This window comes from Pseudophaeobacter sp. C1-32P7 (genome assembly GCF_041008775.1).
GTDB lineage: Bacteria > Pseudomonadota > Alphaproteobacteria > Rhodobacterales > Rhodobacteraceae > Phycobacter > Phycobacter gallaeciensis_A.
In genome coordinates, this window is sequence record NZ_JAXGFR010000001.1 from 324,494 (window position 1) to 346,878 (window position 22,385).

Sequence of the window (22,385 nt, forward strand, 5' to 3'; positions counted from 1 at the left end):
GGCGCGGGGCATCACGATTTCATGCTGATCTACAAAATTTTCCGGGCGGACGAATGGGCCGCATTTGAGGCTGCGGGCACCACCCGTGGCGCGCCGATCGACCTTTCCGATGGCTACATCCACTTTTCCACCGCCGACCAGGCCGCCGAAACCGCGGCCAAGCATTTCGCGGGCGCGGAGGGGCTGTTTCTCCTCGCGCTGGAGGCTGACGCTCTGGGTGATGCGCTGAAATGGGAAGTCTCTCGCGGCGGCGCGGAGTTCCCCCATCTTTATCGCGAAATGAAGCTGGACGAGGTGCTTTGGGCCAAACCGCTGCCGCTGAAGGATGGCCGCCACCAATTCCCGCAGGAGATGACATGAGCCATTATATCGACCCGGACCGCGCCCAGTTCGAAGCCTTCAAGGGGCTCGACCGCGACCAGCCCATCGAGATGCTGAACCTTGTGAAGTTCCGCGACACCGCCGCCTACCCCGAGGATCACGCGCTGGCTGGCACCGGGCTGACGGGGGCCGAGGCTTACAAAAATTACGGCCGCGAAACCGCGCCGATCATCGCCCGCCTCGGCGCCGGTATCGTCTGGCGCGGCAATTGGCAGGCGACCCTGATCGGTCCGGGGGATGAGGTCTGGGACGAAATGTTCATCGCCCGCTACCCCACTGCCCATGCGTTTCTGGAGATGGTGACCGACCCCGAATACCGCAAGGCGGTGGTGCACCGTCAGGCCGCGGTTGAGACCTCGCGCCTGATCCGCACCAGCCCTGCGAAAGGCGGAGCGAGTTTCGGATGAAGCTGACAGAGAAGCTGGCCCTTGCCGCCCTGCACCGCGTTGATCCCGAAACCGCACACGGGCTGTCGATCAAGGCGCTGACATCGGGGTTCACACCGACGCCCGGCCCGGTGACGTCGCCGCGTCTGAAGACAACGCTGGCCGGTATCGAGTTGCCGAACCCGGTGGGTCTGGCGGCAGGGTTTGACAAGAACGCCGAGGCGCTGTTGCCGCTGTCGCGCGCCGGTTTCGGGTTTATCGAGGTGGGCGCCGCAACGCCCCGCCCGCAGCCCGGCAACCCCAAACCGCGCCTGTTCCGCCTGACCGAGGATGGCGCTGCCATCAACCGCTTTGGCTTCAACAACGAAGGCATGGAGGTGATCGGCAAGCGCCTTTCGCAGCGTCCCCGCGATGCCATCATCGGTTTGAACCTTGGCGCCAACAAGGACAGCGAAGACCGCGCTGCCGATTTCGCCCGAGTCCTGGCCCATTGCGGCGCGCATCTGGATTTCGCCACAGTTAACGTGTCCTCCCCCAACACCGAAAAACTGCGCGACCTGCAGGGCAAGGCAGCGCTGTCGGCGCTGCTGGCCGGGGTGATCGAGACCCGCGATGGTCTGCCGCGCCGGGTTCCCGTGTTCCTGAAAATCGCCCCCGATCTGGACCGCGCCGGGATCGAGGATATCGCCGCCGTGGCGCTGGAAAGCGGCATCGATGCGGTGATCGCCACCAACACCACCCTGTCGCGCGAGGGCCTCAAAAGCGCCCATCGGGACGAGGCAGGCGGGCTATCCGGGGCGCCGCTGTTTGATCGCTCTACCCGGGTTCTGGCGCAGCTTTCAGAGCTGTTGCAAGACCGGGTGCCGCTGATCGGGGTTGGCGGGATCAGCAACGCAGAACAAGCCTATGCAAAGATCTGCGCAGGCGCCTCGGCGGTGCAGTTCTACACGGCGATGGTCTTTGGCGGTCTGTCGCTGGCGGGCGATATCGCACGCGGGCTGGATGCCCTATTGGCGCGTGATGGCTTTGACAACGTCGCTCAAGCTGTTGGAACCAAAAGAAAGGACTGGCTGTGATCACCTATTGGCATAATCCTCGCTGCTCAAAATCCCGCGCCGGTCTCGCCCTCTTGGAGGAGCGCGGCGCAGAGGCCGAAGTGCGGCAATATCTGAAAAACGCGCCCAGCCTGGAGGAAATCAAGTCGGTGCAAGCCGCGCTGGACCTGCCTGCAATCGGCATGATGCGCACGGGCGAGAAAACTTTCAAGGAGCTGGGCCTCAGCAAGGACAGCGCCGAGGCGGATCTGCTCGCCGCAATGGCGGAACATCCGATCCTGATCGAACGCCCTATCGCCATCAAGGGTGACCGGGCCGTCATTGGCCGCCCGACCGAGGCTATCGAGGCGCTGCTTTAGGCGGCGACGCTGGCCTCCAACCGTGGATATCGAAGGGCAAGCGTGGCGGCCCGCGCCACGTTCAGCACCATCAGTGCGCCCCAGAGGCCATGATTGCCAAACAGCGGCACCAGAACCAGCAGCGACACCACATAAAGCGTCACCGACTGGATCATCGCAACGCGCATGTCCCGCGTCCATGTGGCGCCGATAAAGACACCATCGAGCATGTAACTGGCCACGCTCAGCACCGGCGCCAGCGCTGCCCAGAAGAGGAACAGCCGCGCCGTGCTGCGCACCTCGGGCGAGGTTGTCATCACATCGATGATTGCACCGCCGCCAAGCGCAAAGGCCAGCGACAGCGCCACCGCCCCGCCAAGCGCCCAGAAAGAGGCCAGCAAGGCCGCCCGGCGCATCCGGTCGCGGCTATTTGCGCCCACGGCGCCGCCCACCAGGGCCTCGGCAGAGAAGGCAAAGCCATCAAGCGCAAAGGCGGTGATCTCCAGAAACTGCAACAGCACCTGATTGGCCGCCAGTTGCACATCGCCAAGATCCGCGCCAATGAACAGGAAGGTGGTGAAGGAGCCGGTCAGAAGAACCGAACGCACCATGATGTCACCATTGACCTGCAGCATGCGGCGCAGCCTTGCGGGGTCGAATACCCGCCCCCAGTCGCGCCACTGATTGCCAACAAAGGCATCGCGGCACAGCCACAGCCCCAGCGCCAGGCCGCTCCATTCGGCGATCAGGGTCGCCGCCGCGACGCCCTCGACGCCCCAGTCGAGGCCCAGAACAAACCACAGATCCAGCAGGATATTGAGCCCGTTCATCCAGATCTGCAGGATGAAGACGCCGCGTGTCCGCTCCATCGCGATCAGCCAGCCGGTCACGGCATAAAGCGCAATTGTGGCAGGTGCCCCCCAGATCCGAATGGTCAGATACTCGCGCGCCAGCGTCTCCACCTCGGCGCTGGCCGGGGCCAGCGCAAAGGCCCCCCAGAACAGAAGCGTCTGAAAGACGATAAAGACGCCACCGGCCAATGCGGCCAGGATCAGCCCGCGCATCAAAAGAGCGCCGGTTTCAGCCATATCCCCGGCGCCACGCGCCTGCGCCGCAAGCCCGGTGGTGCCCATACGCAGGAACCCGAAGATCCAGTAGACGGTGGCCAGGATGACGGCACCAATACCCACGGCGCCAATCGGGGCCGCCTGCCCCATCTGCCCCACCACGCCGGTGTCGACCGCGCCAAGGATCGGCACCGTCACGTTGGACAGCACGATCGGCACCGCGATCTTCAGAACCCGGCCGTGGGTGATTGGCGCCTCGGACGCGGCAGTCATCGCGACACCCGGTTCAATCCTTTTTCACAGGATCCTGCGGGATCAGGAAATGGCCGGTGGCCTGCGCGAACAGCCGGTCCTTGTGATCCTGCCAGGCCTCGACATGGACCGAGGCATAGCGGCGCCCAGCCCGGTTCACCGTCGCCCGCGCATAGGCATCACGCGGCAGGCCAGATCGCAGGTAATCAACTGTGAAATCGATCGTCTTGGGCTGGCGCGGAAGTTTGCCTGCCGTCAGCTCATTCGGGTCCAGCTCGCCGGATTCGATTTTCGGCCACAAATGCGCCCAGTTCAGTGTGACCACTGAGGTGACCTCAAGGAAAGCCGCCGTGACGCCGCCATGGATAGCGGGCAGGAACGGATTGCCGATCAGCTTCTCATCGAAGTTGAGGATCGCCGTCAGCTCATCCCCGCGCCGGTCAAAAGTGATCCCCAGGAAACGGATATAAGGCACGGCCTCGACAAGGGCGGCAAGGGCCGCATCGCGGCGCTGCTTGACCACCTGAACGGGTTCGGGTCGGGAACGGTTCAAAACCCTTTCTCCACTGTGAAGGCACCCGAAGCCGTAGCCACGGGGCGGTCGCTGTCGTCATCCATCGCAACCGCGCGGACAAAGGCGACGTTGCGGGTGATGTGATGGCAGGTGGCCCGGGTGACAATGGTCTGCCCCGGGGTCGCTGCCCGCATGTAATCGATACGCAGATCAATGGTCGCGGTGCCGCCGGGCGCCGAGGGATGGCTCATCACTGCCGCACCGCAGCAGGTGTCCATCACGGCCGAAACCGCGCCGCCATGAATAACGCCCGTTTCTGGATCACCGATCAGTTTTTCATCATAAGCCATGGTGATCTCGGCCATGCCATCGCCGATTTCGGTCAGCACCATGCCCAATTCACGGGCGTGGGGGATGGCTTCGATGAACTGGCGCGCCAGCTGGGTCTTGTCCGCCATAGGGGCGTTCCCTTTGATCTGTTTGGTCTTTGTATGCGCAACCTTGGCCCTGCCCGCCCCAAAGCGCAACCCCGTGATCACAGCGCTCCGTGACGTCGGATGAAGTTGCCTGCTGCGGGTGCTTGCACTGTTTGCCGCAGTTGCATAGGTTCGCGGCCAAGGGGAGAAAGTGGATGACCGAAGCCAGATTGTCATTCAAGGAAATGTGCGCTGCGTTCGACGTGACACCGCGTACATTGCGCTATTACGAGTACATCGAGCTGCTGCAGCCCGATCGCGAAGGGCGGTCGCGGTTCTACGGCCCGCGTGAAAAGGCGCGGATGAAGCTGATCCTGCGCGGACGCCGGTTCGGCTTTCAGCTGGAAGAGATCAGGCAATGGCTGCTGATCCGCGAAAACGAAGGCGATCAGGCACAAATGCAGGCCTTTGTGGAGATGGCGGACCGGCAGATGATCGAGCTGCAAAAGCAGCGCGAGCAGCTGGATGAGGCCATGGAAGAGCTGAGCGCCCTGCGCGTCACCACCCTGGCTCTGGCGAAATAACACGCAAACTCCCGTTTCGGCGGCTCTCGGAATACCGGGTTTCACGCGGCAGCTATGCCTGCGTGGCCGTGCTGTGAAGTGCCCTTGAGCCGCCCGCGCGGCATATCTGACGTGCTGGGTGGGATTCGCCGCACCGCCGCATCGAATCCCGAAAGATCCGACCTGAATTCCACCTTTACCCCTGCTCCGGATCCCCCTTTCGCCGGATTTTTCGGTCGTTCCGGGGTCCGACGCTGCGTCATAAATGGCTCTCTCCACGTCACCCACGCATGTGACGCAGCGTACAGCTTACGTAAACGTCAAGAAGATGTTGTAAAACACGCCTCAGCTGTTCAATTTTAGGCTGCACGCAGCAGTCGAGAGTGACGACGATGACCGAAGAGACAAAATCCATCCGTCAGATGTGCGATGAGTACGACGTGACTCCGCGCACCCTGCGGTTTTACGAAGCCAAGGAACTGTTGTTCCCGATCCGCGACGGCCAGAAACGCCTGTTCACCAAACGGGACGGCGCGCGCCTGAAGCTGATCCTGCGCGGCAAACGGTTTGGCTTCAGCCTTGAGGAAATCCGCCAGCTTCTGGACCTTTATCACATCGGGGACCAGCAGCTGACGCAGCTGTCGCGGACCTATGATGTCGCCTGCGAGCGGCTTGCCGATATGGAACGCCAGCGGGACGAGCTGAACGAAGCGATCGAAGATCTGCAACAGCAGCTGAAATGGGGCGAAAGTGTCATCGCCTCGATGAAATCCGAACAGGAGGCTGCCGAATAACCGGTTGCCCCGCCCCGGCCTTCCGCCCTTCGGGAGGTCACGCCAGACAAACACTGAAGAAATTCAACGAGGACCGCGATGCCCGTTTACAATGCTCCCACCAAGGACACCCAGTTCATCCTGCACGATGTCTTGAAAGTCTCCGAGGCCGCCACGCCGGGATATAGCGAGTTGGAACGCGATTTCACCGGCGCCATTCTGGAAGAGGCTGGTAAGATCAGCTCCGAGGTTCTGCACCCGCTGAACGTGGTGGGTGATACCGAAGGCTGCCGCCTGGAGAACGGGATTGTCTACACCCCGACCGGCTTCAAGGACGCCTTTGAGCAGGTCAAGGAAGGCGGCTGGACCGGCCTTGATATGCCGGAACAATACGGCGGCCAGAACATGCCCTATGTGCTGGGCACCGCAGTGGGTGAGCTGTTCTCCTCGGCCAACCAAGCATTTGTGATGTATCAGGGCCTGACCCATGGCGCCGCCTCGGCGATCCTGGCGCATGGCACCGACGCGCAGAAAGACACCTACCTGCCCAAGATGGTGTCCTGCGAATGGACCGGCACCATGAACCTGACCGAACCGCATTGCGGCACCGATCTGGGTCTGATGCGTACCAAGGCAGAACCGCAGGCAGATGGCACCTACAAGGTGTCAGGCCAGAAGATCTTTATCTCGGCTGGCGATCACGACATGTCCGACAACGTGATCCATTTGGTTCTGGCCAAGATCCCCGGCGGCCCCGAGGGTATCAAGGGCGTCAGCCTGTTCATCGTCCCGAAATTCATCGTCAACGAAGACGGCTCGGTCGGCGAACGCAATGGCGTCTCGGTGGGCAATATCGAAAAGAAGATGGGCATCCACGGCAACTCGACCTGTGTGATGAACTATGATGAGGCGACCGGCTACCTCCTTGGCACCGAGCACAAGGGCATGCGCGCCATGTTCACCATGATGAACGAAGCCCGTCTGGGTGTCGGCATGCAGGGCGTGGCCCAGGCCGAAGCCGCCTATCAGAACGCTGTTGAATACGCCAAGGACCGCCTCCAGGGCCGTGACGTGACCGGCGTCAAGAACCCCGATGGCCCGGCCGATCCGCTGATCGTACACCCGGACATCCGCCGCAGCCTGATGGATCAGAAAAGCTTTGTCGAAGGGGGCCGTGCCTTCCTTCTGTGGGGTGCCACCATGATCGACAAGGCGCACCGCGACGGAGACAAGGACGCCGACGGTCTGGTCTCGCTCTTGACCCCGGTGATCAAGGGCTTCCTCACGGATGAAGGCTACGACATGACCGTGAAGGCGCAGCAGGTCTATGGCGGCCACGGCTATATCGAAGAACACGGCATGAGCCAGTACACCCGCGACGCCCGTATCGCGCAGATCTACGAAGGTGCAAACGGCGTTCAGGCGCTGGATCTGGTGGGCCGCAAGCTGGCGCAGGACGGTGGCAAGCACGTCATGGCCTTCTTTGAGCTGGTGAAAAACTTCTGCAAGGAAAACGGTGGTATCTCTGAGGCTTACGCCAAGGATTTCATTGAGCCCCTGAAGGCCGCGTCGAAGGATCTTCAGGCCGCGGGCATGTATTTCATGCAGAACGGCATGAAGAATCCCAACAACGCGCTCTCTGGCTCTTATGACTTCATGCACATGTTCGGTCATGTCTGCCTTGGCCTGATGTGGGCGCAGATGGCAAAGGCGGCGCATGCGGCGCTGGAGGCCGGAACCTCTGACGCGGCGTTCTACGAGACAAAGCTGACCACCGGCCGTTACTACATGGCACGGCGCCTGCCCGCCACGCAGCTGCACCTTGTGCGCATCCAGAGCGGTGCGGATACGGTGATGGCGCTGGACGCGGCAAGCTTCTGATCCTTTGCCGGGGCGTTCCAACCGGGACGCCCTGCTTTGCCTTCCCTTCCGGCCCGGTGCCCAGACCAAAAGGACCACCGAACCATGCCAAAACGGTTCCGCCTGACCCGCCGCTTTCCGGTTGCCATGACCGAGGATGGTTATCGCAGGCTGAGACGTTTTGCCCATGAGGCCGGGTTGGACGAAGGCGAGGCGCTGTCATTCCTTTTTGAGAATTTCGACAGCGTCACCGATAGCGAAAACCTGACCCACCGGCTGCGTCTTTTCAACAGCGCGCTGGAGGACAGAAAACGATAGGCACGCCGCAACGACGCGTGCTGAAAGGGAGAGACATGAGCACCGAGACCCGTTCCGCCTGGATGACAGACGAGCACCAGATGCTGGCCGACATGACGGCGCAGTTCATCACCAACGAATGGATGCCAAAATACGAAAAATGGCGCAAACAGGGGATGATGGACCGCGAGACGTGGAACCAGGCCGGTGAATTGGGGCTTCTCTGCCCCTCGATCCCCGAGGAATACGGCGGCGCGGGCGGTGATTTCGGGCACGAGGCCGCAATCCTGATCGAAGGCAGCCGCGCCAATCTGGCGAGCTGGGGACATGGCATCCATTCCGGCATCGTTGCGCATTACATTCTTCAGTACGGCACCGAGGAGCAGAAGAAACGTTGGCTGCCCAAGATGGTTTCGGGTGAGCTGGTCGGCGCACTGGCGATGACCGAACCCTCGACCGGGTCGGACGTGCAGCGGATCAAGACCAAGGCCGTGCGCGATGGCAACGCCTACCGCCTGTCGGGGCAAAAAACCTTTATTACCAATGGCCAGCACGCCAATCTTATTCTGGTTGCAGCCAAGACGGATCCCTCGCAGGGCTCCAAGGGCGTATCGCTGGTTGCGCTTGAGACCGACGGCGCCGAAGGATTCCAGCGCGGGCGCAATCTGGACAAGGTAGGCCTCCATGCCGCCGATACCTCCGAGCTGTTCTTCGACAACGTCGAAATCCCGCCGGAAAACATCCTTGGCCAGGAAGAGGGCAAGGGTTTCTATCAGATGATGCAGCAGTTGCCGCAGGAACGTCTGATCATCGCCTGTGGTGCAGTGGGCGCCATGGAGGGCGCGGTCGAGCGCACCATCGCCTATTGCAAGGAACGCGAAGCCTTTGGCGGCCCGCTCACCCAATTCCAGAACACCCGTTTCAAACTGGTGGAATGCCTGACAAAGACCAAGGTTGCGCGCGCCTTCCTGGATGAATGCATGGCTGAGCATCTGCAAGGCAAGCTGACCGTCGAAAAGGCGGCGATGGCGAAATACTGGACCACCGACACCCAAGGCGAAGTGCTGGATGAATGCGTCCAGATGCATGGCGGTTATGGCTTCATGCAGGAATATGCCGTCGCGGAAATGTGGGCTGACGCCCGGGTGCAGCGCATCTACGGTGGCACTAATGAAATCATGAAAGAACTGATTTCGCGCAGCCTTTGATCTGCTGAATTCCGTGGGAGGATTTGAAGAATGACCATCAAACTGCACTGCTTCGGAGAAAGCGGTAACGCCTATAAGGCCGCCTTGGCGCTTGAGCTGTCGGGCCTTGAGTGGGAGCCTGTCTTTGTTGATTTCTTTGCCGGGGTGAACCGCACGCCGGAATTCCGGGAAATGAACGTGATGGGCGAAGCACCGGTGCTGGAAGACGGCGACATGCGCCTGACCCAGTCAGGCGCCATCCAGCAGTATATCACCGACAAAACGGGAAAATTCGGCGGCGCGCCGGAGGACAAATACGAGGTGCTGCGCTGGGTTCTGTGGGATAACCACAAACTCTCCAGCCAGGCGGGCATGACCCGGTTCCTGATGAACTTCCTACCCGAAGACAAACGCCCCGATCAGGTGATCGGCTTCATGCAGGGACGGCTCAAGGCCGCTTATGCGACGCTGAATGCCCATCTGGACGGGCGCGACTGGATCGTTGGTGACGGGATCACCAATGCCGATCTTTCCTGCTGCGGCTACCTTTATTATCCCGAACCCTTCGGCTTTGACCGCGCCGAATGGCCCCATATCGACGCCTGGCTGACGCGCCTTAGCGAAACACCCGGCTGGCAACACCCCTATGATCTGATGCCCGGCAACCCGTCGGACCGAGCTTGAGGAGATACTTATGACCGAAGCTTATATCTATGACGCGATCCGCACCCCGCGCGGAAAGGGCCGCAAGGACGGCTCCCTGCACGAGGTGACCTCGGTGCGCCTGTCCGCGCTGACACTGAACGCCCTGAAGGCGCGCAACAATCTGGACGGTCACGCCGTCGAGGACGTGATCTGGGGCAACGTCACCCAGGTGATGGAACAGGGCGGCTGCCTTGCGCGCACCGCGGTTCTGGCCTCGGATCTGGACGAAAGCATTCCGGGCCTCGCCATCAACCGTTTCTGTGCCTCGGGCATGGAGGCCGTGAACCTGGCCTCCAACCAGGTGAAGGGCGGCGCAGGCAAGGCCTATATCGCGGGCGGCGTTGAGATGATGGGCCGCGTTGCCATGGGCAGCGATGGCGCGGCCATCGCCGTGGATCCCTCGGTTGCGATGGAAACCTATTTCGTCCCGCAAGGCATCTCGGCCGATATCATCGCCACAGAATACGGCTTTTCGCGTGAGCAGGCCGATGCGCTGGCCGTTGAATCGCAGCGCCGCGCCAAGGAAGCCTGGGACGATGGCCGTTTCGACAAGTCGGTGATCGCCGTCACTGATCAGAACGGTCTGACCATTCTGGACCGCGACGAATATATGCGCCCGCAGACCGACATGCAGAGCCTTGGTGCGTTGAACCCTTCGTTCCAGATGATGGGCGAGCAGATGCCCGGCTTTGATGCTGTGGCCAAGCTGAAGTACCCGCACCTGGAGCGGATCAACCACATCCACCACGCGGGCAACTCCTCTGGCATCGTCGATGGCGCTGCCGCCGTTCTGATCGGCAACAAGGAGTTCGGCGAGGAATACGGCCTGAAACCCCGCGCGCGCATCAAGGCGACGACCAAGATCGGCACCGATCCCACCATCATGCTGACCGGCCCCGTGCCCGCAACGCAGAAGATCCTTGCCGACAACGGCATGGCGATCGGTGATATCGATCTGTTCGAAGTCAACGAAGCCTTTGCCTCGGTCGTGCTGCGCTTCCAGCAGGCGTTTGACGTGGACCCTGCCATCGTGAACCCCAACGGCGGCTCAATCGCCATGGGCCACCCGCTGGGCGCCACCGGCGCGATGATCATCGGCACGCTGCTGGACGAGTTGGAGCGCACCGACAAGGAAACTGGTCTCGCGACGCTCTGCATCGCATCCGGCATGGGCGCGGCCACGATCATCGAGCGCGTCTGATGCCCAAGCTGAACCTGGCCGATATCCCCTGGCGGACCGGCTCCGCCTACCCCGGCAAGCTGGCAGAGGCGGTCGCGGGCCGCTCCAGCCAGCGACTAGGGGATGCGGGTGGCCTCACGCAGTTTGGCGTGAACCTTGTTCAGCTGGAACCGGGTGGCCTGTCGTCCTTGCGCCATTACCACATGGAGCAGGACGAATTCCTGATGGTCACCGCCGGGGTCTGCACCCTGATTGATGATCACGGGGAAACCGAGCTGCACCCCGGCGACTGCGCCACTTTTCCTGCGGGTGAGGCCAACGGCCATCACCTGAAAAACAACACCGACGCGCCGGCCAACTTCCTGGTGGTGGGCACGCGCACCGAAACAGAGACCGCTTATTACAGCGACATAGACATGATGGTGAAGGACGACGCCAATGGCTTCAACTTCACCCGCAAGGACGGCAGCCCGCTGACGGCTGACCAGATCGGAGACGAAACATGACTGAGTTTACGCTTTCCAAGGACGCCGACGGCGTCGCAACCATCACCTGGGATGTGCCCGGCAAGACCATGAACGTGATGTCTTTTGACGGGCTCATGGAACTGGAAGCCGCCATCGACGACGCCCTAGCCGACGACGCGGTCAAGGGCATCGTGATCACCTCGGGCAAGGAAGGCTCCTTTGCCGGCGGCATGGACCTGAACCTGCTGGCGGTGATGAAGGAAGAAGCCGGAGACGATCCCGCACGCGGCGTCTTTGACGGCATCATGAAAATGCACGCCCTGCTACGCAAGATCGAGCTGGCAGGCATGGACCCCAAGACCAAAAAGGGCGGCAAGCCGATTGCCACCGCCCTGCCCGGCACCGCTGCGGGCATCGGTATGGAGTTGCCGCTGTCCACGCATCGCATCTTTGCCGCGGAAAACCCTAAGGCGAAATATGGTCTTCCGGAAATCCTGATCGGTATCTTCCCCGGCGCCGGCGGCACCACCCGCATGGTACGCAAGGTGGGCGCCATCGCAGCCGCGCCGCTGTTGCTCGAAGGCAAGATGCTGGACGCGAAAAAGGCCAAGAGTGCCGGTTATATCGATGAGATCGCAGCCGATCCCGTCGCCGCCGCGAAAGAATGGGTGCTGAATGCCAAACCCGCAGACCTAGTGAAACCCTGGGACGCAAAAGGCTACAAGATGCCCGGCGGCGCGCCCTATCACCCGGCTGGTTTCATGAACTTCGTCGGCGCCTCGGCGATGATCAACGGCAAGACACAGGGCGCCTTCCCGGCGGCCAAGGCGCTTCTGTCGGCGGTCTATGAAGGCGCGCTCGTCGATTTCGACACCGCGCTCAAGATCGAGGCCCGCTGGTTCACCTCCGTGATCATGAACCCCTCCTCCGGCGCGATGATCCGTTCGCTGTTCCTCAACAAGGAAGCCCTGGAAAAAGGCGCCGTGCGGCCCAAGGACGTGCCGGATCAGCGCGTCAAGAAACTCGGCGTTCTGGGTGCGGGCATGATGGGCGCGGGCATCGCGCTGGTTTCGGCGCAGGCCGGTATGGAAGTGGTTCTGGTGGACCGCGATCAGGCCGCAGCCGACAAGGGCAAGGCCTATACCGAAGCTTACCTGGACAAGGGCATCAAACGCGGCAAGGTCACTGCCGAGAAGAAAGAGGCGATGCTGGGCCTGATCAACGCCACCCCCGATCTTGATGCGCTGAAGGGCTGCGATCTGATCATCGAAGCGGTGTTCGAAGATCCCGGCGTCAAGGCCGAGATGACCCAAAAGGTCGAAGCGATCATTCCCGAGGATTGCATCTTTGCCTCCAATACCTCGACCCTGCCGATCACCGATCTGGCCAAGGCGTCGAGCCGTCCTGAGCAGTTCATCGGCATCCACTTCTTCTCTCCGGTTGAGAAGATGCTGCTGGTTGAGATCATCAAGGGCAAGGAAACCGGCGATCGCGCGGTGGCCAAGGCGCTCGACTATGTGCGCCAGATTCGCAAGACCCCGATCGTGGTGAATGATGCGCGTTTCTTCTACGCCAACCGCTGCATCATTCCCTATATCAACGAAGGTCTGCGCATGATCACCGAGGGCGTGTCGCCCGTGCTGATCGACAATGCGGCGCGTCAGCTGGGCTTCCCGGTGGGTCCGATCCAGCTCAACGACGAGACCTCGATCGACCTGGGTGCCAAGATCGCCCGCGCAACCAAGGCTGCCATGGGCGATGCCTATCCCGACAGCCCGGCGGATGATCTGATCTTCTGGATGGAAGGTCTGGGTCGTTTGGGCCGCAAATCCAATGCCGGCTTCTTCGACTATGACGAAAAGGGCAAGCGGGTTGAATACTGGAGAGGCATGCAGGAAAAATACCCGCTGGCCGAAGACCAGCCCGATCTGATCGAAGTGCAGGAACGCCTGATGTTTGCGCAGGTGCTGGAAGCCGTGCGCGCGCTGGAAGAAGGCGTTCTGATGGATATCCGCGAAGGCGACGTGGGTGCAATCCTGGCTTGGGGCTTTGCGCCTTGGTCCGGCGGCCCGCTCAGCTGGCTCGACATCATCGGCACGCCCTATGCTGCCGAACGCTGCGATCAGCTGACCGAAGCCTACGGTGAACGATTTACCTGCCCGGCGTTGCTGCGGGAGATGGCGGAGAAGGGTCAAACCTTCTATGGCCGGTTCAATCCGGATGCAGCCGCCGCTGCTTAAGATTGGGCATTTGAAAAATGAAATGGCCGACCCGAAACCGGGTCGGCCATTTTTGTTTCTTGGTAAGGCTCTATAGTAAAATAAAAGCCCTGACCGGCTCACCCAGTTTTTTATCGGGCGAAACCTCAGATCAGGGACGGAGCTCCCGAAGGGTCAATCGTGGGGCCAGCACCAAAGCCCCCAAGTTGCTCTGCTGCAGCCATGGCCAGCACAAGATCGCGCGCCTCGGGTGCGGCCAGCACATTGTAAAACTCAGGTGCGGCGGCGCCATTCAGAAGATCGCCTTGCATCGGTGCAAAGCCAAGGAAGCCGGCCTCCAAATAGATCACCTCGTCCCGGGCAAAGCGGGGGATGATCAACTCCATCCGCTCGCCTGGATGCAGGCGGCGGATACCGCGATAGCCGTCCAGCGCACAGGCGGGAACCACGGCAAAGGGATCGCCATGGGCGTCCTCGACCAGATCACTTTCCATCAGAACGCCCTGATCCGGCATCAGATACATCGGCACGCGGTTGTTCAGCGCGTCCTGCGGCACCAGCAGTGGGCAGAACACCGGGTCCACGTCGCCTTCACCCACCAGCACCGTTTCGCGCCGCACTTCGACCAGTGGCTGCATGCCATGATCAAAGGTCAAAAGCTGGTCGCCGACAGTCAACGCCTCGACCGGGCGCCAGCCCAGGTTCGACGCCGCATGGGTTCCGGCCAGAAAACCACCCTGCCCAACCGACACCATCGGCGCCGCGCCCTCGGAAAAAGGGTTGCTGCGTTTCTGGAACCAATCAAGCATCTGCGATCCTTTCCGGCCTTTCGGTCCGGGGTGCCTGTCCCCTGCGCCGTTTAGCCTGTTACATCCGTTTCGCGCGGGCGGTTTTGCCCGTCTTAAACAGAGGTAAAGGTTAAACGTTAAAAGAATATTCAAATTGTTTAATTTCTTCAGCGCAGCTTGCCGCCAGTGCGGCGCGACTTTGCAGATCGTAATATTCCCGCCAATCCCGCGCCCGGACCGAGGCATTGGCCCGCTCTAGGTCCAGCCGAAAGCCGAGATGATCAAACAGCGGCTCAGCATCCTTCTCAAAATACTCGATGCGGATATAGGCCTGACACTGTTCGCTCCCGTCCGCATGGCGCATGTAGGAACGCGGCGGATGCGCACGAAACGCCGAAAGCGTATCGGAATGCAGGATAAATTCGCGGAAATCCAAGGCCTTGGATCGCGTGACTGCGGGATGATCGAACGTCTGGTCCCGCAGCCAGTGGTAATAGCTGACCGCCCGATCAAAGGGATTGCGCACCAGAGTAAAGGCAAAAAGCCCCCTCATCTGGTCCTCCGGCAGCAGCCCTTCGATATCTGCGAGGGTGGAATGTTTCCACAACCTACCCCGCGTCTGCACGTCCGTCAGCCGCCGCCGCCGGTTGCGCGCCTTGGGCGTATCCCCCAGCATCATGTCGTCCTTCATCGCCCGCGCCTCCAGCGCCAGCGACAGGGAGGTGCCCCCGGTTTTGGGGATATGAATAAAAACGAAGTTGCGGCCGGGGGACAGGATCATGACCGCAGCCTATGCGGTCCCGTGGGAAAAGAAAACGGCGGACCGCTGCGGTTTACGATCCGCGCAGGGCCAGTGTCGCCCCGGCCAGCACAATCAGTCCGATCCCCGCCATCTGCAGCAGATCCAGCGTCTGACCGAACACAAGCCAGGCAAAGGCGGGTCCGACGATGATCACCGAATATTCGAAGACTGCAACATAAGACGCCTCGCCCTGCTGATAGGCCTTGGTGATCAGGAACACCCCAACGACCGAAGCCATCCCCTGCAGCAGCAGCCAATGCGAAATCTCCCACACTGGCCAGACCCAGCCCCGGGTCACAAACCCATCGGCGCCCTCGGCCACCGGCAACGGCCAGATCGCCAGCCCGCCTAGGGCCACAGCCCCGATCACCGCCTGCGCCAGCAGCATGGCAAACAACATCGACACCGTGCTTTCGCCCCGGCACATCAGCCCGGTCGCCATAGATCCCAGCGCGTAGAACAGCCCGCCACAGACCGGCAGCAGGATCAGCCAGTCGAAATCGGACAGGTCCGGCTGCAACACGCACAGCACACCGACAAACCCCAGCACCACCGCCCCGATGCGGACCGGGCCAATACGGTGCTTCAGAAACAGCACCGAGATCAGCACGATCAGGATCGGCGAGGTGAAAAGCCCGGCCAGCGCCTGCGCCAGCGGCATCAGCGCGACGGCTGAAAAGTAGAACACCATCGACACCGCCACCAGAAAACCCCGCAGCGCCACCGGCCCCAGCCGCTGAGGCCGTAGCCCGCCCAGGCCGGCACGCATCATGACCCAGATCAACGGCAGGGTGATGACCGTACGCAACAAGTAGAACTGCCAGATTCCGATCTGCTCCGCCATGAGCGGCACGGCATTGTCACTGATACCGATGATGGCCATGGCGGCCAGCATCGCCTGCGCGGCTGTGGTCTGGCTGCCTGCCACGCCGGGGGGAATGGTCAATTGTTTCATATCTCTTTCAATGAAAGTAACTTTCGGCAATATCTGTCCTCTAAGCGACACGGCGCAGAATCATGGGAGGAAAATTCATGGGCTGGATGCAGGATGAAACGGGACTGGAAAAAAATGCGGCAAACTATGTTCCGCTGACCCCGCTGTCGCATCTGCGCCGGGCCGCACATGTGTTTTCCGACGTTCCGGCGGTGGTCTATGGCAAGCACCGCAAGACCTATGCCGCTTATTATGATCGCTGCACCCGGCTGGCCTCGGCGCTGGCGGGGATGGGCGTGAAACCAGGCGATGTGGTCGCAACGCTGATCCCCAACCTGCCCGCCCAGGCCGAAGCGCATTTTGGCGTGCCCGCCTGCGGCGCCGTCCTCAACACCATCAACACCCGCCTGGATGTGGACACGGTCGCCTATATCTTTGAGCATGGCGAGGCCAAGGTCGCACTGGTGGACAGCGAATTCCTGGCCCTCGCCGAAGCGGCCAAGGAGCGGATGGAGGGCGACGGACCGATCCTGATCGAAGTGCCGGACACCGAGGCTGGTTTCACCGCTTCTGGCCGCTATTCCGTTTATGAGGACGTGCTAGGCAATGCAGCGCATGATTTCGACTGGATCATGCCCGAGGACGAATGGGAAAGCCTGGCGCTGAATTATACCTCTGGCACCACGGGACGTCCCAAGGGGGTCGTCTATCATCACCGCGGCGCCTACCTGATGACCATGGGCACGGTGATCTCCTGGCGCATGGTGATGCACCCGGTCTACCTAACCATCGTGCCACTGTTTCACTGCAACGGCTGGAACCACACATGGATGATGCCGGTTCTGGGCGGCACGCTGGTCTGCTGCCGCAACATGACCGCGTCTGCTGTCTATAACGCGATTGCGGATGAAGGCGTCACACATTTCGGCGGCGCGCCCATTGTGCTCAACACCATCGTCAACGCCAAGGAAGAGGACCGCCGCGACTTTGACCACACGGTCGAGGTCTTTACCGCCGGCGCCCCGCCTGCCCCGGCAACGCTGGAGAAAATCGAAAAGCTCGGCTTTCACGTGACGCAGGTCTATGGCCTCACCGAGACCTATGGCCATGTCACCGAATGCCTGTGGAAAGGCGGCAGCTGGGACACGCTGGACCAACAGGGCCGCGCCGCGATCAAGGCGCGTCAGGGCGTTGCCTTCCCGATGATGGACCATATCACCGTCGTGGATGACGACATGCATCAGATCCCGATGAATGCCAAGGATCAGGGCGAAATCGTCATGCGCGGCAATTCGGTGATGAAGGGGTATCTGAAAAACCCTGAGGCAACAGCCGAAAGCTTCAAAGGTGGCTACTTCCATTCGGGCGATATCGCGATCCAGCACCCCGATGGCTATATCCAGATCGCCGACCGTGCCAAGGACATCATCATTTCGGGCGGTGAGAATATTTCCTCGGTCGAGGTAGAGGGCGTGCTGATGGCCCACCCGGATGTCAATCTGGCTGCCGTTGTGGCCAAGCAGGACGACAAATGGGGAGAGGTTCCCTGCGCCTTTGTCGAGCTGAAAGAAGGCGCATCTGTGGATGAGGCCGGGCTGATCGCCTTCTCCCGCGAGACGCTGGCTGGGTTCAAGGCGCCCAAAAAGGTGGTGTTCCAGGAGTTGCCCAAGACATCGACCGGGAAAATCCAGAAATTTGAGCTGCGCAAGATCGCAAACGGTCAATAATATCGGCACCGGCGGGCCTGCCCGTCGGTTGCCTCTTGCATTCGCTTACTTTTATTCTTATTTTTGAATATGAAGGCGCCGCAGGGCGCGCGTATCAGAAAGGATAAGACATGACGATCAACAAAGCGGTTATGGCGCTTGCCGGTTTCATGGTGTTGCTGTCCGTGGTGCTGACGCAATTCGTGTCGCCCAACTGGGTCTGGCTGACGGTCTTTGTCGGCGCCAACCTGTTTCAATCGGCCTTCACCGGCTTTTGCCCGGCGGCGATGATCTTTGCCCGTATGGGTTTGAAACCCGCGTGAGGCACGGCGGTCGCTAAGGCGCCCCACTGAGTTGTGAAATCTGCGGCAAAGCGGTTTGCTGCCTTGCCGTGAGGCATGCTATCCTGCGGCAAACAGAACAACCGCAATGATACGGGCAGGCTGAATGACCGCACTCAGGGACTTCGAACGGCTGGAGGCTGCGGGTTTGTGGCGCGCAGCCCCTGATGCGCAGCGCCGGGATGTGATCATCTCGGTCGGCGATGCGACGCTGACCATCACCGACATGAGCGACCGCCCCCTGGCGCATTGGTCCTTGGCGGCGGTCGAACGTGCCAACCCCGGCGAATTCCCGGCGATCTTTCATCCCGATGGCGATCCCGGTGAAACGCTGGAGATCGCAGAAGACGAAAGCACCATGCTCGAGGCGATCGACAAGGTGCGGGCCGCCATTGATAGGCGCCGTCCGCATCCCGGGCGCCTACGCGCGGCAAGCGTCCTTGCCAGTCTGGTCGTCCTTGCGCTGGTGGTATTTCTATGGCTGCCGAGCGCGCTGCAGAACCACGCCGTCAGCGTTGTGCCCGATATCAAGCGCAAGGCGCTGGGTCAGGCGCTGCTTGGCCGGATTGAGCGGGTTACCGGTCAGGCCTGCAGCACGGCGGACACGGTGCCCATTCTGGAAAAACTCGCGCTGCGCACAGGCGTGCGCCGTCTTGTTGTGTTCCGCTCTGGCCTTGCCACCAGCCTGCACCTGCCGGGCGGTATCGTTCTTTTGAACCGGACGTTTGTCGAGGATCACGAAGACCCTGCCGTGGCAGCAGGAGCCGTTTTGGCCGAACGGGCCCGGGCCGAGGCACAGGACCCGCTGGCAGAACTGCTGGCATCAGGCGGTGTGCTGGCCTCTTTCCGGCTTCTGACCACGGGACAGCTGAAACGCGAGACACTCGATCACTATGTTGAAACGGTTCTCAGCACGCCGCGCCCCGAGGTTGCGGATGAGACGCTGCTGGCCGAATTTGCCCGCACCGCGATCCCCTCCACCCCTTACGCCTATGCGCTGGATATCACCGGAGAGACCACCATCGGGCTGATCGAGGCCGATCCGATGGCAGGCCGGGTTCTGGAACCGGTTCTCAATGACCGCGACTGGGTGCGCCTACAGAACATCTGCAGCTAACCCCAGGAAGACACAAAAACGCCCGGGCCAACGGCCCGGGCGCAATGGATTTCCCTGCGCGGAAAAGCGAGTTAGCCCGCCATGAGCTCCTGACCAAAATCATCGTCATAGCCCTGCCCCGCGAGATCCCAATCACCATGGGCACTGGGCGTTGGAGCCGAAGCGAAAGACGAAGACGAGGGTTTGAACTGCGCCACTAGTTGCGCCAGCTCGGTCGCGGCCTGCTGCAACGACTTGCCCTGCTCACTGGATTTCAGAACCATGCTCGCGTTCTGTTGCGTCACCCTGTCCAGCTCGGTCATGCCCGAGTTGATCTCGGAGATGGTCGAGGCCTGCTCACCGGAAGACTCCGCGATCTGGCTGGCCAGGGTCGACACCGACTGGATCTTGGTGATGATCTCGTCCAGAGATTTACCAGCCTCATCAACCAGTTCCACGCCGATCTTGACCTTTTCCGAGCTGCTCTGGATTAGTTCCCGGATTTCATTCGCCGAATTGGCCGACTTCAGCGCCAGCGACCGCACTTCGGAGGCCACCACGGCAAAACCACGGCCGGCCTCGCCCGCGCGCGCCGCCTCAACCCCAGCATTCAGCGCCAGCAGATTGGTCTGGAACGAGATATCGTCGATCACGCTGTTGATCTCCGAAATCTTGCCCGAGGCCTCATTGATCTCCTGCATGGCCACGACGGTCCGCTTCACGATATCACCGCTGCGCATCGCCTCGCTGGTGGTTTCGGCAATAGTGCCTTCGACCGCTTTGGTCTGTTCGGTGGCGGATTGAACATTGGAGGTGATATTGTCCAGTGCAGCCGCAGTTTCTTCCAGGGTCGCCGCCTGATTTTCGGTGCGGCGGGACAGCTCGTCCGTGCCAACCGCCATCTCGCCGATCTGACCTTCAATATCTCCGACCGTGCTCAGCACCCGCCCGATCACGTCATCCAATGCTTCGGCAGTCTGGTTAAAATCGGAGCGCAGTGCGGCATACTCGGCGCTCATTTCCTTGGTGATCCGGTATCCGAGGTTGCCCTTGGACAGGTTGTTCAGACCGTTCGCCAGCTCCTGAACCACATCCGCCTGCTCCTTCGCCGCAGCGCGGGACTGCCCCTCAAGCTCGGCATTGGCGCGCATCGCCTCGACGAATTCGACAACCGCAGCAGCCAGACGCCCCAACTCGTCACCTCGCGCCTTTTCCGGAACCGCGCTGTCGGTGTCACCATTGCGCAGCGCATCGATACGATCAACGATCCGGTCCAGCGGACGCGTGACCGAGGCCGCGGAGAAATAGACGATCAGGCCAATTGCAAGGCAGATCGCAAGACCGATGACCGCCGACTGCAGATAGAGAGCAGAGACGGTGTCCTGGATCGCGCTGTTGTCAAAGCCCATCACCATTTCACCCACAACGGTGCCATCGGTGAGGGAGATCGGAAACTTGACGTAGACCACTTGATTGACCTCGGTGGTCTTCTCCTCTTCCGGATCCGCCAGCAGGGTTTCCACTGCCCCGGTAACTTCCGCGCGCCGGTCCTCGCTTACGAACACCTCGGTAAAGGTCTCACCATCGACCACGACCTGCGCGAACAGAGCGTTTTCCATATCCGCCACGCCCTGGATTGCCCCCTGCGCCGCATCACTGTTGAAATCCCAGACCGCCGCAGCGACCGGAGGCCCGACAAACCGTTGCGCCAGCCCGACCTCATCCTCGAAGGCGTCAATCAAGGCGCTGCTGTGCTTGGACGCCCAGAAGACGGTGTAAGCAATGTTCGATACAACAATGCAGGCGAGGATGGGCAGCAGCAGTTTCTTCTTGATGGACATGCCCAAGAAACGTGAAAGCTGGCGTTTCATTATGGTGCTCCGGTTTGGTGACGAACGTGTCAGTGATCTTGAGGCCAGGCTGCATGCAGAGCTGCGTACACCCCCGGCAAGCAGGGTTCCGGGTTCAAAAATTCTTTTTGGAGGCGCCACGCATGGCGCCCCGTTTTCCCGAAGGAGAGGTTATGCGCCTGCCACACGCAAAGGGGTCGTTCCCCCCGCGAAGGCAGATCGCACAGGGTGGTAGGCGCGGGCCGGGTTAGACCAACACGCCTGCCCCCGCTGCGGATCAGAAGGACATGTAGTTGTCTTCCAGCGCGTCCCGGTATTTGTCGGTCCACCGGGTGTTGATCTCCTGGATGGTTCCATCTGCTTCCAGCTCACCAAAGCAGCGGTCGAAATCAGCGGCAATCGCCGGATCCCGGAAGCTCATGACATAGGGGCTGGGTTCAAAGATGGCACGGAATTCAAGCGGCTGGCTGGCGTCGACACCAGCGGCAGAACCAGCTTCTTGCAGTTGACGGCTGAACTCGGCGAAGAGCATACCATCGCCCAGAATGCCATCGACCCGCTTGCCATAGAGCAGCTTGCTCTGGGTCTTCTGGTCAGCCATCTCGCGATAGGATTTGAAGCCTGCGGTTGCCCCATCCAGACCGGGAATGATGTTGCTCGCGCCCTCAAAGGCCACGATGTTCCAGCCATCCAGATCCGACAGCGCATCGGCCTGCTGCTCTGAAGAGGTCAGGAACGAAACACCATTCTGATAGTTGATGTAGGTCTTGGTTTGAGTCCCGGCTGTGGGCATGCCCAGCGGCACGGTGGCCACCGCATCACCAGACCCTTTTTCGAAGGACTGCCAGTGACGGGTAAAAGGCTGCACCTTGAAAACAGCGCTGTGGCCGCAGTGCCCCAGAACCGCCGAGATAATCTCAGCCTCGCGCCCGGTGCCATCCTGATTGATCATAGGAGGCAGATCACCGGCCATGACTGTAATTTCGGCCGCTACTGCGGGATTAGAAAAGACGAGAAGAGACGCAGACACACATGCTGCAATTCCGAACTTCATACTTCGCTCCTGGTATTGAGTACCAAGCCAAAGAAGTCGATTCGTCTTAACGGGTGCTTATCACTCACGCGCCTGTAGGTTGCAAAAAAGGTCATAACTTCGCGAAAAATTGACCTGCACATAAAATGTGCATCAATGTGGAAGCGCCTCGAAA

Annotated in this window: 24 protein-coding genes; 16 read left to right on the forward strand and 8 right to left on the reverse strand. The window is 61.0% G+C overall.

From position 1 onward, the window contains the following. The first annotated feature begins 21 nt into the window (after positions 1 to 21). From SM763_RS01510 to arsC, 4 genes are read left to right on the forward strand one after another with little or no spacing between them, the layout of a single operon-like run. Positions 22 to 360, forward strand: a complete 339-nt coding sequence (locus tag SM763_RS01510) for a DUF952 domain-containing protein (protein WP_274833845.1) — start codon at positions 22 to 24, stop codon at positions 358 to 360. Beyond that, a complete protein-coding gene (locus tag SM763_RS01515) occupies positions 357 to 788 on the forward strand; it encodes a DUF1330 domain-containing protein (RefSeq protein ID WP_368997186.1) in 432 nt (143 codons plus the stop codon). Before SM763_RS01510 ends, SM763_RS01515 begins: the two co-directional genes overlap by 4 nt. Then, entirely contained in the window at positions 785 to 1,843 is a 1,059-nt protein-coding gene (locus SM763_RS01520; protein ID WP_368997188.1) for a quinone-dependent dihydroorotate dehydrogenase, read from the forward strand. Before SM763_RS01515 ends, SM763_RS01520 begins: the two co-directional genes overlap by 4 nt. After that, the gene (arsC, locus tag SM763_RS01525; protein ID WP_368997190.1) at positions 1,840 to 2,181 is read left to right on the forward strand and encodes an arsenate reductase (glutaredoxin); all 342 of its coding nucleotides are present in this window, start codon (positions 1,840 to 1,842) and stop codon (positions 2,179 to 2,181) included. The genes SM763_RS01520 and arsC overlap by 4 nt, the downstream gene beginning before the upstream one ends. On the opposite strand, the gene SM763_RS01530 is transcribed toward arsC, so the two are convergent. Genes SM763_RS01530 through SM763_RS01540 form a run of 3 tightly spaced genes read right to left on the reverse strand, consistent with a single transcriptional unit; the run spans position 2,178 to position 4,451 of the window. Beyond that, positions 2,178 to 3,500 (reverse strand): MATE family efflux transporter, encoded by a 1,323-nt coding sequence (locus SM763_RS01530; RefSeq protein ID WP_368997192.1) that lies wholly within the window; start codon positions 3,498 to 3,500, stop codon positions 2,178 to 2,180. The two genes, arsC and SM763_RS01530, sit on opposite strands and share 4 nt — an antisense overlap. A gap of 13 nt (positions 3,501 to 3,513) precedes the next feature. Then, complete coding sequence (locus SM763_RS01535; protein WP_065273350.1) at positions 3,514 to 4,032, reverse strand: PaaI family thioesterase; 519 nt, start codon at positions 4,030 to 4,032, stop codon at positions 3,514 to 3,516. Next, positions 4,029 to 4,451, reverse strand: a complete 423-nt coding sequence (locus tag SM763_RS01540; protein WP_065273823.1) for a PaaI family thioesterase — start codon at positions 4,449 to 4,451, stop codon at positions 4,029 to 4,031. Before SM763_RS01540 ends, SM763_RS01535 begins: the two co-directional genes overlap by 4 nt. Positions 4,452 to 4,624: 173 nt before the next feature. Between SM763_RS01540 and SM763_RS01545 the strand changes: the two genes are divergently transcribed. From SM763_RS01545 to SM763_RS01585, 9 genes are all read left to right on the forward strand, one after another. Further along, positions 4,625 to 4,993, forward strand: a complete 369-nt coding sequence (locus SM763_RS01545) for a MerR family transcriptional regulator (protein WP_065273349.1) — start codon at positions 4,625 to 4,627, stop codon at positions 4,991 to 4,993. A gap of 371 nt (positions 4,994 to 5,364) precedes the next feature. Next, a complete protein-coding gene (locus tag SM763_RS01550) occupies positions 5,365 to 5,766 on the forward strand; it encodes a MerR family transcriptional regulator (protein WP_368997194.1) in 402 nt (133 codons plus the stop codon). Between the two features lie 78 nt (positions 5,767 to 5,844). After that, complete coding sequence (locus tag SM763_RS01555) at positions 5,845 to 7,626, forward strand: acyl-CoA dehydrogenase C-terminal domain-containing protein (protein ID WP_368997196.1); 1,782 nt, start codon at positions 5,845 to 5,847, stop codon at positions 7,624 to 7,626. 84 nt (positions 7,627 to 7,710) lie between these two features. Then, positions 7,711 to 7,923: a hypothetical protein gene (locus SM763_RS01560; protein WP_065273346.1), complete on the forward strand. Its 213-nt coding sequence runs from the start codon at positions 7,711 to 7,713 to the stop codon at positions 7,921 to 7,923. Between the two features lie 35 nt (positions 7,924 to 7,958). After that, complete coding sequence (locus SM763_RS01565; protein WP_368997199.1) at positions 7,959 to 9,110, forward strand: acyl-CoA dehydrogenase family protein; 1,152 nt, start codon at positions 7,959 to 7,961, stop codon at positions 9,108 to 9,110. Between the two features lie 30 nt (positions 9,111 to 9,140). After that, positions 9,141 to 9,773, forward strand: coding sequence for a glutathione S-transferase family protein (locus tag SM763_RS01570; protein ID WP_274832080.1), 633 nt, complete (start codon positions 9,141 to 9,143; stop codon positions 9,771 to 9,773). 10 nt (positions 9,774 to 9,783) lie between these two features. Continuing rightward, positions 9,784 to 10,995 carry an acetyl-CoA C-acetyltransferase gene (locus tag SM763_RS01575; protein ID WP_368997201.1) on the forward strand — a complete coding sequence of 404 codons (1,212 nt, stop codon included), beginning with the start codon at positions 9,784 to 9,786 and terminating at the stop codon, positions 10,993 to 10,995. Further along, the gene (locus SM763_RS01580) at positions 10,995 to 11,480 is read left to right on the forward strand and encodes a cupin domain-containing protein (RefSeq protein WP_368997203.1); all 486 of its coding nucleotides are present in this window, start codon (positions 10,995 to 10,997) and stop codon (positions 11,478 to 11,480) included. The genes SM763_RS01575 and SM763_RS01580 overlap by 1 nt, the downstream gene beginning before the upstream one ends. After that, positions 11,477 to 13,681 (forward strand): 3-hydroxyacyl-CoA dehydrogenase NAD-binding domain-containing protein, encoded by a 2,205-nt coding sequence (locus tag SM763_RS01585; RefSeq protein WP_368997205.1) that lies wholly within the window; start codon positions 11,477 to 11,479, stop codon positions 13,679 to 13,681. The genes SM763_RS01580 and SM763_RS01585 overlap by 4 nt, the downstream gene beginning before the upstream one ends. A gap of 125 nt (positions 13,682 to 13,806) precedes the next feature. Here the strand turns inward: SM763_RS01585 and SM763_RS01590 are convergent, their stop codons facing one another. The 3 genes from SM763_RS01590 to SM763_RS01600 form a co-directional block, all read right to left on the reverse strand. Next, entirely contained in the window at positions 13,807 to 14,469 is a 663-nt protein-coding gene (locus SM763_RS01590; RefSeq protein ID WP_368997207.1) for a Hint domain-containing protein, read from the reverse strand. Positions 14,470 to 14,578: 109 nt separating this feature from the next. Further along, a complete protein-coding gene (locus SM763_RS01595) occupies positions 14,579 to 15,229 on the reverse strand; it encodes a sulfotransferase family 2 domain-containing protein (RefSeq protein ID WP_368997209.1) in 651 nt (216 codons plus the stop codon). Positions 15,230 to 15,281: 52 nt separating this feature from the next. Then, positions 15,282 to 16,205: a DMT family transporter gene (locus tag SM763_RS01600; RefSeq protein WP_274827886.1), complete on the reverse strand. Its 924-nt coding sequence runs from the start codon at positions 16,203 to 16,205 to the stop codon at positions 15,282 to 15,284. 77 nt (positions 16,206 to 16,282) lie between these two features. On the opposite strand from SM763_RS01600, the gene SM763_RS01605 reads away from it, so the two are divergent. The 3 genes from SM763_RS01605 to SM763_RS01615 all read left to right on the forward strand — a co-directional run bounded on the left by SM763_RS01605 (position 16,283) and on the right by SM763_RS01615 (position 19,348). Next, on the forward strand, positions 16,283 to 17,911 hold the full coding sequence (locus SM763_RS01605; protein ID WP_368997211.1) for an AMP-binding protein: 1,629 nt from the start codon (positions 16,283 to 16,285) through the stop codon (positions 17,909 to 17,911). A gap of 110 nt (positions 17,912 to 18,021) precedes the next feature. Continuing rightward, the gene (locus tag SM763_RS01610) at positions 18,022 to 18,213 is read left to right on the forward strand and encodes a YgaP family membrane protein (RefSeq protein WP_065273337.1); all 192 of its coding nucleotides are present in this window, start codon (positions 18,022 to 18,024) and stop codon (positions 18,211 to 18,213) included. 124 nt (positions 18,214 to 18,337) lie between these two features. Beyond that, a complete protein-coding gene (locus SM763_RS01615) occupies positions 18,338 to 19,348 on the forward strand; it encodes a hypothetical protein (RefSeq protein ID WP_368997212.1) in 1,011 nt (336 codons plus the stop codon). Positions 19,349 to 19,419: 71 nt separating this feature from the next. Here the strand turns inward: SM763_RS01615 and SM763_RS01620 are convergent, their stop codons facing one another. Further along, positions 19,420 to 21,198, reverse strand: a complete 1,779-nt coding sequence (locus SM763_RS01620; protein WP_368997213.1) for a methyl-accepting chemotaxis protein — start codon at positions 21,196 to 21,198, stop codon at positions 19,420 to 19,422. Positions 21,199 to 21,454: 256 nt separating this feature from the next. Then, positions 21,455 to 22,129 (reverse strand): type 2 periplasmic-binding domain-containing protein, encoded by a 675-nt coding sequence (locus SM763_RS01625; protein ID WP_490363254.1) that lies wholly within the window; start codon positions 22,127 to 22,129, stop codon positions 21,455 to 21,457. Positions 22,130 to 22,385: the final 256 nt, after the last annotated feature.

What these genes read in the sequence shown, in the direction of transcription:
- SM763_RS01595 (WP_368997209.1), bottom strand. Translation starts at nt 15,229, where the DNA reads ATGATCCTGTCCCCCGGCCGCAACTTCGTTTTTATTCATATCCCCAAA.
- SM763_RS01560 (WP_065273346.1), top strand. Translation starts at nt 7,711, where the DNA reads ATGCCAAAACGGTTCCGCCTGACCCGCCGCTTTCCGGTTGCCATGACC.
- SM763_RS01625 (WP_490363254.1), bottom strand. Translation starts at nt 22,129, where the DNA reads ATGATCAATCAGGATGGCACCGGGCGCGAGGCTGAGATTATCTCGGCG.
- SM763_RS01585 (WP_368997205.1), top strand. Translation starts at nt 11,477, where the DNA reads ATGACTGAGTTTACGCTTTCCAAGGACGCCGACGGCGTCGCAACCATC.
- SM763_RS01530 (WP_368997192.1), bottom strand. Translation starts at nt 3,500, where the DNA reads ATGACTGCCGCGTCCGAGGCGCCAATCACCCACGGCCGGGTTCTGAAG.
- SM763_RS01615 (WP_368997212.1), top strand. Translation starts at nt 18,338, where the DNA reads ATGACCGCACTCAGGGACTTCGAACGGCTGGAGGCTGCGGGTTTGTGG.
- SM763_RS01620 (WP_368997213.1), bottom strand. Translation starts at nt 21,198, where the DNA reads ATGAAACGCCAGCTTTCACGTTTCTTGGGCATGTCCATCAAGAAGAAA.
- SM763_RS01515 (WP_368997186.1), top strand. Translation starts at nt 357, where the DNA reads ATGAGCCATTATATCGACCCGGACCGCGCCCAGTTCGAAGCCTTCAAG.
- SM763_RS01600 (WP_274827886.1), bottom strand. Translation starts at nt 16,205, where the DNA reads ATGAAACAATTGACCATTCCCCCCGGCGTGGCAGGCAGCCAGACCACA.
- SM763_RS01610 (WP_065273337.1), top strand. Translation starts at nt 18,022, where the DNA reads ATGACGATCAACAAAGCGGTTATGGCGCTTGCCGGTTTCATGGTGTTG.
- SM763_RS01575 (WP_368997201.1), top strand. Translation starts at nt 9,784, where the DNA reads ATGACCGAAGCTTATATCTATGACGCGATCCGCACCCCGCGCGGAAAG.
- SM763_RS01590 (WP_368997207.1), bottom strand. Translation starts at nt 14,469, where the DNA reads ATGCTTGATTGGTTCCAGAAACGCAGCAACCCTTTTTCCGAGGGCGCG.
- SM763_RS01580 (WP_368997203.1), top strand. Translation starts at nt 10,995, where the DNA reads ATGCCCAAGCTGAACCTGGCCGATATCCCCTGGCGGACCGGCTCCGCC.
- SM763_RS01510 (WP_274833845.1), top strand. Translation starts at nt 22, where the DNA reads ATGCTGATCTACAAAATTTTCCGGGCGGACGAATGGGCCGCATTTGAG.
- SM763_RS01520 (WP_368997188.1), top strand. Translation starts at nt 785, where the DNA reads ATGAAGCTGACAGAGAAGCTGGCCCTTGCCGCCCTGCACCGCGTTGAT.
- SM763_RS01605 (WP_368997211.1), top strand. Translation starts at nt 16,283, where the DNA reads ATGGGCTGGATGCAGGATGAAACGGGACTGGAAAAAAATGCGGCAAAC.
- SM763_RS01565 (WP_368997199.1), top strand. Translation starts at nt 7,959, where the DNA reads ATGAGCACCGAGACCCGTTCCGCCTGGATGACAGACGAGCACCAGATG.
- SM763_RS01555 (WP_368997196.1), top strand. Translation starts at nt 5,845, where the DNA reads ATGCCCGTTTACAATGCTCCCACCAAGGACACCCAGTTCATCCTGCAC.
- SM763_RS01570 (WP_274832080.1), top strand. Translation starts at nt 9,141, where the DNA reads ATGACCATCAAACTGCACTGCTTCGGAGAAAGCGGTAACGCCTATAAG.
- SM763_RS01545 (WP_065273349.1), top strand. Translation starts at nt 4,625, where the DNA reads ATGACCGAAGCCAGATTGTCATTCAAGGAAATGTGCGCTGCGTTCGAC.
- SM763_RS01550 (WP_368997194.1), top strand. Translation starts at nt 5,365, where the DNA reads ATGACCGAAGAGACAAAATCCATCCGTCAGATGTGCGATGAGTACGAC.
- SM763_RS01540 (WP_065273823.1), bottom strand. Translation starts at nt 4,451, where the DNA reads ATGGCGGACAAGACCCAGCTGGCGCGCCAGTTCATCGAAGCCATCCCC.